General features: G+C 72.8%; 7 protein-coding genes. 5 read left to right on the top strand and 2 right to left on the bottom strand.

Annotated features, from left to right (window positions below; all coding sequences use genetic code 11):
• The first annotated feature begins 226 nt into the window (after positions 1-226).
• Complete coding sequence (rpoB, locus tag AMO33_RS25645) at positions 227-3,727, top strand: DNA-directed RNA polymerase subunit beta (protein WP_060595152.1); 3,501 nt, start codon at positions 227-229, stop codon at positions 3,725-3,727.
• A 47-nt stretch (positions 3,728-3,774) separates the two neighbouring features.
• Here rpoB and AMO33_RS25640 read toward each other — a convergent pair whose 3' ends face one another.
• Positions 3,775-4,233, bottom strand: coding sequence for a hypothetical protein (locus AMO33_RS25640; RefSeq protein WP_060594568.1), 459 nt, complete (start codon positions 4,231-4,233; stop codon positions 3,775-3,777).
• Positions 4,230-6,680: an AAA family ATPase gene (locus tag AMO33_RS25635; protein ID WP_240327315.1), complete on the bottom strand. Its 2,451-nt coding sequence runs from the start codon at positions 6,678-6,680 to the stop codon at positions 4,230-4,232. Before AMO33_RS25635 ends, AMO33_RS25640 begins: the two co-directional genes overlap by 4 nt.
• Positions 6,681-7,100: 420 nt before the next feature.
• Here AMO33_RS25635 and AMO33_RS25630 point away from each other — a divergent pair, with 420 nt between their 5' ends.
• From AMO33_RS25630 to AMO33_RS25615, 4 genes are read left to right on the top strand one after another with little or no spacing between them, the layout of a single operon-like run.
• Positions 7,101-9,944, top strand: coding sequence for a DUF5691 domain-containing protein (locus AMO33_RS25630; protein WP_060594566.1), 2,844 nt, complete (start codon positions 7,101-7,103; stop codon positions 9,942-9,944).
• Complete coding sequence (locus tag AMO33_RS25625; RefSeq protein ID WP_060594565.1) at positions 9,941-11,041, top strand: ATP-binding protein; 1,101 nt, start codon at positions 9,941-9,943, stop codon at positions 11,039-11,041. Before AMO33_RS25630 ends, AMO33_RS25625 begins: the two co-directional genes overlap by 4 nt.
• Before the next feature lie 4 nt (positions 11,042-11,045).
• A complete protein-coding gene (locus AMO33_RS25620) occupies positions 11,046-13,244 on the top strand; it encodes a DUF5682 family protein (protein ID WP_060594564.1) in 2,199 nt (732 codons plus the stop codon).
• Positions 13,241-14,428: a VWA domain-containing protein gene (locus AMO33_RS25615; RefSeq protein WP_060594563.1), complete on the top strand. Its 1,188-nt coding sequence runs from the start codon at positions 13,241-13,243 to the stop codon at positions 14,426-14,428. The genes AMO33_RS25620 and AMO33_RS25615 overlap by 4 nt, the downstream gene beginning before the upstream one ends.
• The last annotated feature ends 148 nt before the right edge of the window (positions 14,429-14,576 follow it).

Genomic DNA, 14,576 nt, shown 5'->3' with positions numbered 1-14,576 from the left:
CGACATTCGTCGTTTCCCCGTGTAATTTGGGACCTCGCGCTCCGCGTCGCGTGCTGTCCGACTCTCGAAATATGAAAGACCGTGGAACACGGGCTGCGTCCGGCCCCGTTGTTTTCACCGGTGTTGTCGAGTCGTGTCCGAGACGGTGTCCCCCCGCGGTGTGCCTTTGGAATACCCGGCCACAGACCAGAGCACCGCGACCGCCCGCAGCAACGGGCGGCATACGGTGCTGGAAGGACGCATCGTGACAGTCTCGAGTCGGACCGAGTCCCCGCTCGCCGCGCCCGGAGTCCCGGGTGCGCCCCGGCGGCTCTCGTTCGCCAGAATCCGCGAGCCCCTGGCGGTTCCGGGCCTGCTGGACATCCAGACCGAATCGTTCGGGTGGCTGATCGGCGCACCCGACTGGTGCGCCCGCGCGGCAGTCCGCGGGACGGAACCGGTCGCCGGGCTGGCCGAGGTGCTCGCCGAGATCAGCCCCATCGAGGACTTCGCGGGCACGATGTCGCTGACGTTGTCCGATCCGCGGTTCGAGGAGGTCAAGGCCTCCGTCGAGGAGTGCAAGGACAAGGATCTGACCTATGCCGCGCCGTGGTTCGTCACGGCGGAATTCGTGAACAACAACACCGGCGAGATCAAGAGCCAGACCGTTTTCATGGGTGATTTCCCGATGATGACCGCGCACGGGACATTCGTCGTCAACGGCACCGAACGGGTGGTCGTGTCGCAACTGGTGCGCTCGCCGGGTGTGTACTTCGACCACGCGATCGACAAGGGTTCGGAGAAGGACGTGCACAGTGCGCGGGTGATCCCGTCGCGCGGTGCCTGGCTGGAGTTCGACGTCGACAAGCGCGACACCGTGGGCGTGCGCATCGACCGCAAGCGCCGTCAGCCGGTGACGGTGCTGCTCAAGGCGCTGGGCTGGAGTGCGGAGCGGATCGCCGAGCGATTCGGGTTCGCCCCGCTGATCATGGCCTCGCTGGCCAAGGACAACGTGGCGGGCACCGACGACGCGCTGCTCGAGATCCATCGCAAGCTGCGGCCCGGCGAGCCGCCGACCAAGGAGTCGGCGCAGAACCTGCTGGCGAATCTGTTCTTCACCGAGAAGCGCTACGACCTGGCGCGGGTGGGCCGTTACAAGATCGACAAGAAGCTCGGGCTGCGCGCTCCGGGGGCACCGCGGGTACTCACCGAGGACGACATCGCGGCCGCCATCGAGTACCTGGTGCGCCTGCACGCCGGTGACAAGACGATGATCGCGCCCGGCGGGGTCGAGGTGCCGGTGGAGGTCGACGACATCGACCATTTCGGTAACCGCCGGGTGCGCACCGTGGGTGAGCTGATCCAGAACCAGATCCGCGTGGGTCTGTCCCGGATGGAACGGGTGGTGCGGGAGCGCATGACCACCCAGGACGTCGAGGCGATCACGCCGCAGTCGCTGATGAACATCCGCCCGGTGGTCGCGGCGATGAAGGAGTTCTTCGGCACCTCGCAGCTGTCGCAGTTCATGGACCAGCGCAACCCGCTGGCGAGCCTGACCAACAAGCGGCGGCTGTCCGCGCTCGGGCCGGGCGGGCTCTCGCGCGAACGGGCCGGCCTGGAGGTCCGCGACGTGCACTACAGCCACTACGGCCGGATGTGCCCGATCGAGACGCCGGAGGGGCCGAACATCGGCCTGATGGGGTACCTGTCGGTGTACGCGCGGGTCAACCCGTTCGGTTTCGTCGAGACCCCCTACCGGCGGGTGGTGGACGGCCGGGTCACCGACGAGGTCGATTACCTCACCGCCGACGAGGAGGACCGGCACGTGGTGGCCCAGGCGAACGAACCGCTGGACGCCGAGGGCCGCTTCCTGGCCGCGCGCATCCCGGTGCGCCGGAAGAACTCCGAGGTGGAACTCGTCGATTCCGCCGCGGTGGATTACATGGATGTGTCGCCGCGGCAGATGGTGTCGGTGGCGACGGCGATGATTCCGTTCCTCGAGCATGATGATGCCAACCGTGCGCTGATGGGTGCGAATATGCAGCGTCAGGCGGTGCCGTTGATTCGGTCGGAGGCGCCGATCGTGGGTACCGGTATGGAGCTGCGTGCGGCGGTGGATGCCGGTGATGTGGTGGTGAACGAGAAGGCCGGTGTGGTCGAGGAGGTTTCGGCCGATTACGTCACGGTGATGGCCGATGACGGGACTCGTAAGTCGTATCGGATGCGGAAGTTCAACCGGTCGAACCAGGGGACGTGTTCGAATCAGCGGCCGATCGTGGACGAGGGTCAGCGGGTCGAGGCCGGGCAGGTGTTGGCTGATGGGCCGTGCACCGAGAACGGTGAGATGGCGCTGGGTAAGAACCTGTTGGTGGCGATCATGCCGTGGGAGGGGCACAACTACGAGGACGCGATCATCTTGTCCCAGCGGTTGGTGGAGCAGGATGTGTTGACCTCGATCCATATCGAGGAGCACGAGATCGATGCTCGTGACACCAAGCTCGGTGCCGAGGAGATCACTCGCGACATTCCGAATGTCTCCGATGAGGTGTTGGCGGATCTGGACGAGCGTGGCATCGTGCGGATCGGTGCGGAGGTGCGTGATGGTGACATCCTGGTCGGTAAGGTCACGCCCAAGGGTGAGACCGAGCTGACGCCGGAGGAGCGGTTGCTGCGGGCGATCTTCGGGGAGAAGGCGCGTGAGGTGCGTGATACCTCGTTGAAGGTGCCCCACGGTGAGTCGGGCAAGGTCATCGGGATCCGGGTGTTCTCCCGGGAGGACGATGACGATCTGCCGCCCGGTGTCAACGAGTTGGTGCGGGTGTATGTGGCGCAGAAGCGCAAGATCCAAGACGGTGACAAGCTGGCCGGTCGGCACGGGAACAAGGGTGTGATCGGCAAGATCCTGCCCACCGAGGACATGCCGTTCCTGCCCGATGGCACCCCGGTCGACATCATCCTCAACACCCACGGTGTGCCGCGGCGGATGAACATCGGCCAGATCCTGGAAACCCACCTCGGCTGGATCGGCAAAGCCGGCTGGGACATTCGCACCGTGGACGGACAACGGCCGGACTGGGCGGCGCGCCTACCCGACGAGCTGCTCGCGGCGGAGCCCGGAACGAACCTGGCCACCCCCGTGTTCGACGGAGTGCGGGAAGAGGAACTCACCGGGCTGCTCGGCGCGACCCGGCCCAACCGCGACGGTGACGTGCTGGTGGGCCCGGACGGGAAGGCGACCCTGTTCGACGGGCGTTCCGGCGAGCCGTTCCCGTACCCGATCGCCGTGGGCTACATGTACATCCTGAAGCTGCACCACCTGGTCGACGACAAGATCCACGCTCGCTCCACCGGCCCGTACTCGATGATCACCCAGCAGCCGCTCGGTGGTAAGGCCCAGTTCGGTGGCCAGCGCTTCGGTGAGATGGAGTGCTGGGCGATGCAGGCCTACGGCGCGGCCTACACCCTGCAGGAACTGCTCACGATCAAGTCCGACGACGTCGTCGGCCGCGTGAAGGTCTACGAGGCGATCGTCAAGGGCGACAACATCCCGGAACCCGGTGTGCCGGAATCGTTCAAGGTGTTGTTGAAGGAACTCCAGGCACTGTGCCTCAACGTCGAGGTGCTGTCCGCCGGTGCCGCGGTCGAACTGGCGCACGGGGTCGACGACGATCACGAGCGGACGGCCGCGAACCTGGGCATCAACCTGTCCCGAGCCGAATCCCTCACGGAGACCGAGCTGTCCGGGTGACGGTCCCGAGGACCCGGCCACGGCGGCGCCGCACGGCCGCGGCCGAGTCAGTCCAGTTCCCTACGGACCCAGGCGAATTCGGGTGCGCGACCGGTCGTGGCCAGCTCGGCCGCGAGGTCGGCGGTCTGCTCCCGCCAGCGGCGCAGGTCCGCGACGGCCGGGGCGAGGTCGTAGTCGTGATGGTGGGCCGCGCGTGACAGCGCGGCCCACAGGGCCCCCACCCGGGCGGCGGTGGCAGGGGTCGCGTACACCCGCAGGGCCAGCAACTGGGCCCGCATCGGACAGCGCACGAGGTCGGGGGCGACCCGGCGCCACAGGTCGTCGACGGCCTGCTCGAGCGCGAGGCGCAGGATCCAGGCGGTCGCGCGCGACCACACGCCACCCGCGTCCGACACCTCCCCGTCGAGCAACCGGTCCACCGCCGCCAACCGTTGCGCGACCGTCGGCCGGGGCGCACGCGCGCGGCGGGGCCGGCGGCGCGGCCGGTGCCCGAACTGGTCGCTCATCGGCGCAACCAGGCGATGAACCGCTCGGTGTCGGCGATCAGCGCGCGCATGCCGCGGTCGATGGGGACGTGCGCGCCCGCGGTCACATCGCGCAGGGCCTCCACCAACCACCGGCCGTCCCGGGCCAGGTGCTTGTTGAGGTGGTCGACGTTGTAGTCGACGCCCATCACCGCCAGCGCCACCATCGCGCGGGTGGTGTGCGCGCCCGCCACGTGCCGCTCCACCGTGCGATGGTCGAGCCCGGCGGCGAGCAGCTCGCGCCGGGCCCTGGCCAGCGCGGCCGCCTCCACCGCGGACCGGCAGCAGGTGGCGACGAGTTCGTCGGCGATCGCGGGCGGCAGCTGCGGGGTGCGCACCAGCGAGCGGGCGTCGTCGAGGTAGCGGCGCACCGGGTCGCCGACGGTGCGCACCTCGACCACCGAGCGTTCCCGGCGCTGGACCTCGAGCACGTGGGCGTCGAGTTCCATCCGGCGCACCGCCTCGGCCAGCCGCTCGTCGTGGGTGAACACCACCACCTGTCTGGTACGGGCGACGGTGGCGAGCACGGTGGCCAGGCCGTCGACCTTCGCCGGGTCCATCGCCTGTACCGGATCGTCGATCATGACGAACCGGAACGGACTGTCGGCCACGGTGGCGCGCGGCAGGAACAGCGACAGGCCGAGTGCGTGCAGTTCGCCCTGGCTCATCACGCCGAGCGCGGCGCCGTCGACCTCGTCCACGGTCACGTCGAGCAGCACCCGCCGTGCGCTGCCCGCGTTGCCCTGCAAGCGGATTCCCCCCAGCTCCACGTTGCTCTGCTGGCGCAGGGTCTGCCACACCCAGCGCGCCTGCGTCTCGAGCGGCGCCATCCGCTCGTCCCGCAGCTCGGCGGTGATCCCCTTGAGCCACTCCTCGGCGCGCCGCAGCGTGCGCAATTCCCCCGCCCGCGCCGACACCTCCCGCGCGAGATCCAGCCACGCCGCCAGCCGCGGCGTCAACGGCGCCCAGACCCCCTCCAACCGCTCGAGTTCCTTGACGGTTCGATTGCGCAAGGCCGCCAGTTCGTCGGCCAGCTGCGTGTACGCGCCGAGCAGCTCCTCGGCCAGGGCCAGGGCCGCCGTCGCCGAGGGACGCGCTCGATCCGGCCACCCCTCGCCGGCGGCCGGGACACCGGCCCACCGCCGCCACGCGCGCAGCGCGGCGGTGGTGTCGACGGTGGGTGGGACGGCGGGGCCCGGGACGAGCTCGGGTGGCGGCGGTTCGGGCAGGGCGCGGGCCGCGCGCAGAGCGGCGCGCAGGTCGGCGTAGGCGGCGAGCAGCGGTGCGCACCGGGTGGACAGGGTCGCGAGGGTCTCGTCGGTGGCCGCGGCCCAGTCGGCGTCGAGGGCGCCCTGCCCGCAGACCGGGCACGGGCACCCGCGCGCGGCACCGACGTGGTCCCGGGCGCGGCGCAGCAGCTCCGCCGTGCGCAGGTCGGCTTCGGCCGCGGGCGTGGACAGGCCGAGGACGGTGCGCGCGCAGGCGGTGAGGCGGTCGATCACCGCGGCGACCGCCGCGGCACTCGGCACGGTCAGCGCCACGATGGCACGCAGGTCGGCGGCGCCGTCGGCGCCGGGCGCCCCGCCGCGCACCTCCCGGTCCACCGCCGCCAGGTCCGGGCGCTCGGTGTCGAGCAGGGCCAGGAGCCGGGCGGCGCGGTCGTCGGCGACCGCGGCAAGATCGGTGCGCAGCTCGAGGCGCTGCTGCCTGCACTGTTTGACGGCGCGTTCCTGCTCAAGCCTGCGCCCGCGCAGGCGGGTGTGCGCGGCGATGAGATCGTCGAGGCCGAGGAGCTGGTGCAGCGCGTCGAACAGGTCGCTCGGTTTGCCGTCGACCAGTGCTCCGAGCTCGCTGTAGGACAGGAAGGGCCGGTAGAGCTCGAGCACCGGCGCCCACCCGTCGGCGTCGAACTCGGCCGGGTCGCCGTCGGCGCCGCGCATCACCCAGCGCGCCTCGTGCAGTTCGGCCCGCGCGGTCCACTCCTTCACCACCACGGGAGCGGATTCGGCTGCGCCGGTGAGCAGTTCGAGTTCGATCCGAGGATTCGCGCCGTCGTGCAGATTGCGCCAGCCCTCCCGCCACGCCGCCGAGCGGCCGTCCCATCGGCGATTTCCGCCGGTCAACGCCAGTTCCGCGGCCTCGGCGAAGCTCGACTTACCGCATCCGTTGCGCCCCACCACCAGGGTCAGGCCGGGCCCGGGCCGCAGGGCCAGTTCGGTTTCCGCGCCGATGCCGCGGAAACCACGCACCCGGATCGCGCGCAGGAACACATCCGACAGCCCACCGACGGCGGGCTCGGGCGGCGGATCGGTCGCGCCCAGCGCGTCCAGCACCGCGGCGCGGACATCGGGCGGAACGGTCGGATCGTCGGCGATCCGGCGCGCGACCATCGCGGCCGGAGCCGTGCCCGCCACGCGCTTCCAGCCCACGCGCCGATCCCCCTCCACCGCATCGCCGGACGCGCCCCCCGCGCGCCCGGCGTCTGTTGTCGAAAACCGAGCGAAACGGTACCCGATCCGGCGGGTTCCGCCCACCGGTCACCGGCGGCGACGAATACACGCGAACCTGCCCGCGGGGATCGCTATGGTCATCGAAGCGGTGCCGCGGCGCCCACTCGTGGCCCGAAACGATGTCCACCCCTCGACCGACCCCGGCGGGCGGCTCGACGCGTAGCACCCGTTGGGGTGGTCCGGCGGAGCCGAACAGGACAGAATGCCAGACCGGGTGTTCCCGGCGCAAGATCAGAATCGGCCCGAATCCGCGCCGGGCACAGCGAATTCCGTGGGCGGCCGCCGGTGCTGTCGGTGAGCTCGGGTAGAAATCGAGGCGAGGAGGAACGAACGGACGAGATGAACACACCGTGGCCCGAAGAACGGGTGAGCGCTGTCGCGCCGGATGCCGCCGCGCTGTCCGCCGCCCGCGGGCTCGCCGACCGCTGGCGCGACACCGGCTGGTCGCAGGCACTGGTGTGGGGCCGGTGCCGGGGCAGTTCCGCCACGCCCTACACCACGGTGGTCGACGTGTCCGGCCCGTCGTACCGGTGCGACTGCCCGAGCCGCAAGGTGCCGTGCAAGCACGCGTTGTCGCTGCTGCTGCGCTGGTCGCAGGGCGCGGTACCGGAGGTCGCGCAGGCGCCCGAGTTCGCGCTCGCCGCGCGGCCCGCGGTCCGCGCACCCCGGTCGGCGAAGTCCGGCACCCCGGATCCGGCGACCGCGGCCCAGCGCAGGCAGCGGGTGACGGCGGGGCTGGAGGAACTCGACATCTGGCTCGCCGACCAGGTGCGCACCGGGCTGGCCCAGGCCGACCGCTCCTACGGCGCGTTCGAGGCGATCGCGGCCCGGATGGTCGACGCGCAGGCACCCGCCGTCGCGTCCCGGCTGCGCCGTCTGGCGGGCACCGCGCGCGCCGACGCCGACTGGCCGCGCCGCGTGCTCGCCGAGTACGCGGCGCTGCACCTGCTGGTCGCCGCCCACCGCAGGCTCGACGAACTGCCCGAGGGGCTGCGCGCCGCCGTCCGCACCCACATCGGCTATCCGATGCCGGCCGAGCGGGTGCGGGCCGAACCGGCCGTGCGCGACCGATGGATGACCCTCGGCACCCGGGTCAGCGAGGAGGACCGCCTGCACACCCGGCGCACCTGGCTGCTGGGCAGACGCACGCGACGGTGGGCGCAGCTGGTCGAGCACAGTTTCGGCGCGCCCACCTTCCCGGTGACCGCACCGCCGCCCGGGCTGATGGTCGAGGCGGACGTGCACTTCTACCCCGGCGCCGCGCCGCTGCGGGTGCTGTGGGGCGCGCGGCACGGCACCGAGGAGCCGTTCACCACACTGCCCGCCCCCGACGAGACCGGCGGCTGCCCCGCGGCGCTCGCCGACTACGCCGCCGCGCTGGCCGCCGATCCGTGGCTGCGTTCGTGGCCGGTGCTGGTACGCGAGGTCGTCCCGGTGGCCGAGGACGACGTGCGCGCGGTGGTGGACAGCACCGGCGCCGCGCTGCCGCTGGTGGATTTCGCGCGGCCCTGGCGGCTGCTCGGCATCTCCGGCGGCCATCCGGTGACGATGGTCGGGGAATGGACACCGGACGGGCTGATCCCGATCTCGGTGTTCGCCCTGGGCGAGATCCATGCCGCCGACGACGCCGACGCACCGCCCGAACCGCTGCGGGTCACCGAGACCGCGCCCGCACCCGACGACCTCACCTCGGTCGCCCTGCTCGGCACCGCCCGGCGGGCGCCGGACCCGGCGAGCCTGCCCGCACCGGTGGCCGCCGTGGCCGCCCGGCTCACCGTCGATCCGCCGCTGACCGTGCTGGAGTCGGCCGCGCTGCGCGAGGTCTACCACCGGGCGGGCCGCCTGCCCGGCACCGCGACCCCACCCGCGCCCGCCCCGGACGATCCGCGCCCCCTGCTGCCCCGCCGCGCCGCGCAGCGGCTGTCGGACATGCTGCGGGCGCGTTCACCGTTCCTGCCAGAGTGGTTCGCCGCCGCCGCACCGCACGACTACCGCGCACCGGAGGCACTGTCGGCGCAGCTGCTCGAGGTCGCCGTGGTCGACCCGGGCCTGCGCGGGCCGCTGTTGCGGCTGGCCGGTACCCGGGGCCGGTGGCTGGCGCGGCGGAATCCGGCGTGGCGGGAGCTGCCGGGCACCGAGCCGGACCACACCGACGCGAGCGCGGACACCTGGTTGTTCGGCACGCAGGCCCGCCGCCGCGCCTGGCTCGCCGACCTGCGCCGCCGGGACCCCGCCGCGGCGCTGGACCGGCTGAGCGCGGCATGGCCGAAGGAACCGGGATCGAGCCGGGCCGACCTGCTGGCGGTCCTCGCCGACGGTCTGGCCGAGCGCGACGAGCCGCTGCTCGAGTCCGCGCTGGACGACCGTCGCGCGGAGGTCCGCCGCACCGCCGTCGGACTGCTGGCCCGCCTCCCCTCGTCCCGGTTCGCGGGGCGGATGCGGGCCCGGGCCGCCGCCTGGGTGCGGGTCGCGGACACCCGCCTGGACATCCGGGTGCCCGAGGATCTCGACGACGCCGCCCGCCGCGACGGCATCACCGACCGCACCGTCGAATTCAGCTACCGCTGGAACGGCGTGCCCGACGTCGGCGCGGGCCGGTTGCGCCAGGTCGTTGCCGCGACGCCGCTGAGCCACTGGACCGGCCTGTTCGACGACCCGCGCGCGGCGCTGCGCGTGACGGTGGCCGACCGCTACCGGCAGCCACTGTTCGACGGCTGGCTGGATGCCGCCCTGCACCAGCGCGACCCGGACTGGGCGGCGGCGCTGTTCGCCGGCGGCGTGCCCTCCGACACCGCGCTGCTGCGCCGCCGCGAGCTGTTCGCGCTGCTGCCCCCGGGGGATCGGGTCCGGCACCTGCAACGGCTGGACAGCTCCTGGCTCTCCGAACTCGAGGCACTGCTGCCCGCGATGGAGCACCCGTGGCCGCGCGCCCTGGGCGAGCACGTGATCCTGTTGTTGCTGGAGCGGGCCCGGATCGCGGCCCAGGGCGGCGGCGCGCACGGCACCGGTCCCGCCGCGCACCGGTCGCTGCTCACCGCGGCGGCCACCCACCTGCCGGTGGATCTGACCGGCGCCCTCGCGGCGGCGGCGGGCCGCTGCGCCGACCCGTCCTGGCAGCGGGCGTTCGACCAGCTCGCCGACGACCTCACCCACCGCTCGATGATGCTCGAGGAGTTGCAGTGACCACCACCGACCCGGCGCCGGAGCTGTTGCGCCCGCACGCCGAACAGGCCTACGCCGCGGAGCTGAGCGCGCTGGCCGCGGCCGACGACCGTCCCCGCCCGCCCTCGTGGCGGCTCTCGCCGTGGGCGGTGGTCACCTACCTGCTCGGCGGCACCCTCGACGACGGCACCGTCATCACCCCGAAGTACGTCGGCCCGCGCCGGTTGATGGAGGTCGCGGTGGCGACCCTGGCCACCGACCGCGCGCTGCTGCTGCTCGGCGTGCCCGGCACCGCCAAAACCTGGGTGTCGGAACACCTTTCGGCGGCCATCTCGGGCACCTCCACCCTGCTCGTGCAGGGCACCTCCGGCACGGCGGAGGAGGCCGTGCGCTACGGCTGGAACTACGCGCGGCTGCTGGCCGAGGGCCCGACCGAGGGGGCGCTGGTGCCCTCCCCCGTGCTGACGGCCATGCGGCTCGGCGCGCTGGCCCGCATCGAGGAACTCACCCGCATCCCCTCCGACGTGCAGGACGCGCTCATCACGGTGCTGTCGGAGAAGACACTGCCCATCCCCGAGCTCGGCACCGAGGTGCAGGCCGCCAAGGGCTTCAACGTGATCGCCACGGCCAACGACCGGGACCGCGGCGTGCACGAACTGTCCTCCGCGCTGCGCCGCCGCTTCAACACCGTGGTGCTGCCGCTGCCCGCCGACGAGGACGACGAGGTCGCCATCGTGGCGCGCCGCGTCGAACAGCTCGGCGCCGCACTGGAATTGCCCGCGGTGCCCGCCGCGGCCGAGGAGGTGCGGCGGGTGGTGCGGGTGTTCCGCGAGTTGCGCTCGGGCATCACCGCCGACGGCCGCACCAAACTCAAGTCGCCCTCGGGCACGCTGTCCACCGCCGAGGCGATCTCGGTGCTCACCAACGGCATCGCGCTGTCCACCCACTTCGGCGACGGCGTGCTGCGCCCCACCGACATCGCGGGCGCGCTGCTCGGCGCGGTCGTCAAGGACCCGGTCGCCGACACCGCGGTGTGGACCGAATACCTCGAGGCCGTGGTGCGGGAGCGGCCCGACTGGGCGGACTTCTATCGCGCGTGCCGCGAGGTCACCGGTTAGGCCGATGCGAAACACTGTGCCGGACCGCGCGACCGCCGTCACCGAGGTGTTCGGCATCCGCCACCACGGGCCGGGCTCGGCGCGTTCGCTGCGCACTGCGCTGGAACAGTTCGCGCCCGACCACATCCTCATCGAAGGCCCCGCCGACGCCGACCCGCTCACCGCGTTCGTCGCCTCCGCCGACCTGCGCCCGCCGGTGGCGCTGCTGGCCTACGTGCCGGACCGGCCCGACCGCGCCGCGTTCTGGCCGTACGCGGTGTTCTCCCCGGAATGGCAGGCGCTCGACCACGCGATGCGGCACGAGGTGCCGGTGGGCTTCTGCGATCTGCCCGCGACCGCGGTGCTGGCCGCCGACCACGAGCCGGGCGACCGCGACGACCCGCTGGCCGAGCTGGCCGCCGCGGGCGGCTACGACGACGCCGAACGCTGGTGGGACGCCGTCGTCGAATCCACCTCCGACGCCGCCATTTTCGATGCCCTGACCGAGGCGATGGGCGCGCTGCGCGACACCGTCCGCATCGACGAGCACACCCTGCGCCGCGAGGCCTACATGCGGCAGGCGATGCGCAAGGCGCTCAAGGGCGGCGCGCGGCGGCTGGCGGTGGTGTGCGGGGCCTGGCACGCCCCGGCGCTGGCCGGGCCGCTCGGCCCCGCCGCCCCGGATGCCCGGCTGCTCAAGGGCATGCCGAAGATCAAGGCCACGCTCACCTGGGTGCCGTGGACGCATTCGCGACTGGCCACGGCCTCCGGCTACGGCGCGGGCATCGACTCCCCCGGCTGGTACCACCACCTGTTCACCACCCCCGAGCAGCCGATCGCGCGGTGGCTGACCAGGGTGGCCGGGGTGTTGCGGGCGCACGACCTGCCGGTGTCGAGCGCGCACGTCATCGAGGCCGTCCGGCTGGCGCAGACGCTGGCCACGCTGCGCGACCGGCCGCTGGCCGGGCTGTCGGAGGTCACCGAGGCGGTGCGGTCGGTGATGTGCGGCGGCGACGAGACGATGGTGCGGGTGGTGACCGCCGAACTCGTCGTCGGCGAGGCGCTGGGCACCGTCCCCGACGACACCCCGACGGTGCCGCTGGACGCCGACCTGCGCGCCACCGCCCGGCGGCTGCGGCTCAAACAGGAACCCACCGCCCGCACCGTCGACCTGGACCTGCGCAAGGAGCGCGAACGCGAACGCTCCCAGCTGCTGCACCGGCTGGCCCTGCTCGGAATCGGCTGGGGCACCCGCACCACCGGCGACGTGCGCGGCACCGGCACCTTCCGCGAGACGTGGACGCTGCGCTGGCGCCCGGAATTCGCGGTCGCGGTGATCGAGGCGTCGCGCTGGGGCACGACGATCCGCACCGCGGCCGCGGCGAAGGTGCTCGACGCCGCCGCGGCCCCGGACCGCACCCTCGCCGACCTCACCGAAGCCTTGGAGCAGGCGCTGCCGGCCGACCTCGCCGAGGCCCTGCCCGGCCTGATCGACCGGCTCGCCACGGTCGCCGCCCTGGACCACGACGTCACCCATCTGCTGGCCGCGCTGCCCGGCCTGGTGCGCACGCTGCGCTACGGCGACGTGCGCGGCACCGACACCAAGGCGCTGGCCGGGGTGGCCGACGGCCTGCTGGTACGCGCCTGCGCGGGGCTGCCGGGCGCGGTCACCGGCCTGGACACCGAGGCCGCCGAGCAGCTGCGCGGCCTGCTCGACGCCGCCCACCTGGCCATCCACACCCGCGACGACGCCGCCGCCACCGATACCTGGCTGGCGGCACTGGCGCGGCTGGCCGACCGCGACGACGTGCACGGCGCCCTGGTCGGACGGGCCGTGCGGTTGCTCACCGACGCGGGGCGGATCGCCGCGGACGCGGCCGCCACCCGGCTGGCCGCGGCGCTGTCGGTCGGCAACACCGCCGCCCAGAAGGCCGCCTGGATCGACGGTTTCCTCGGCGGGCGCGGGCTGCTGCTGGTGCACGACCGCGACCTGCTCGCCCTCATCGACGGCTGGCTGCGCGGGCTCGACGACGAGCAGTTCCTGGAAACCCTGCCGGTGCTGCGGCGCACCTTCGGCGCCTTCGAATCCGGCGAGCGCCGCGCCATCGGCAACGCGGTGCGCGACACCGCCCCCGTCCGCGTGGCCGCCGCCGCGACCGTCGACCCCGAGCGCGGCCGCCGCGCCCTGCGCACGGTCGCCGACATCCTGGGAGTCCCGTCATGACCGCACCCGACGAGCACAACGAATCCGCTTCGCGCCGCTGGCGTCTGGTGCTCGGCGCGGCCGCCGAGCCGGAACTCGGCGGGCTCGGGTCCGCCGACGACGTCGCCGTGGACCGCGCTCTCGGCGCGCTCTACAACACCGGCGACGAGCAGGGCGCCGGACCGCGCGCGGGCGGACTCGGCGGGTCGGCGCCGCGGGTGGCGCGCTGGCTCGGCGACATCCGCACCTATTTCCCGTCCACCGTGGTGGAGGTGCTGCAGCGCGACGCGATCGACCGCCTGCACCTCACCGAACTGCTGCTGGAACCGGAGCTGCTGGCCGCGGTCGAGCCGGACGTGCACCTGGTGGGCACCCTGCTGAGCCTGAACCGGGTGATGCCGGAAACCACCAAGGCGACCGCGCGGGCGGTGGTGGAACAGGTGGTGCGCCGTATCGAGGAACGGATCGCGACACACACCCGCACCGCGGTCGGCGGCGCGCTCAACCGGGCCGCCCGGGTCGCCCGGCCGAAGCTGCGCGACATCGACTGGGATCGCACCATCCGCCGCAATCTCGCCCACTACCTGCCCGAACACCGGACGGTCGTGCCGGAGCGGCTGGTCGGCTACGGCCGCAACAGCCAGGCGGTGCGCCGGGAAGTGGTGCTCGCGGTCGACCAGTCCGGGTCGATGGCCGCGAGTGTGGTGTACGCCTCGGTGTTCGGCGCGGTGCTGGCCTCGCTGCGGTCGCTGCGCACCTCGCTGGTCGTCTTCGACACCGAGGTCGTCGATCTCACCGACCTGCTCACCGATCCGGTGGACGTGCTGTTCGGTACCCAGCTCGGCGGCGGCACCGACATCAACCGGGCCATCGCCTACTGCCAGTCGCTGATCACCCGCCCCGCCGACACCCTGTTCGTGCTCATCTCCGACCTCTACGAGGGTGGTATCCGCGCCGAGATGCTGCGCCGCATGAACGCCCTGCGCGACGCCGGCGTGCAGGTGGTGGTCCTGCTCGCGCTCAGCGACGACGGCGCCCCCTCCTTCGACCACGACAACGCCGCCGCCCTGGCCGGACTCGGCATCCCCGCCTTCGCCTGCACCCCGGACAAGTTCCCGGATCTGCTGGCGGTGGCGCTCGATCGCGGGGACGTGCACGCCTGGGCCGATGCCAATGCCGGACGGGCGGACCGGCGACCGGGATAGCCACGGGTGTCCTGCGTCGGGGATGTTCGTCGTTTCGGTCACTTCGGGGTGGCGGTCGCCATACGATGGCAATCGATCCGCAATCATCCGGATCAGTCCCGGTCGAGGTATGGGGACCGACCATCAGCCCCCTGAACGGCAGCCGACG

Source organism: Nocardia farcinica (assembly GCF_001182745.1).
Classification (GTDB): Bacteria; Actinomycetota; Actinomycetes; order Mycobacteriales; family Mycobacteriaceae; genus Nocardia; species Nocardia farcinica.
The sequence above is the reverse complement of the archived record's forward strand: the minus strand, read 5'-3'. Positions and strand labels throughout refer to the sequence as shown.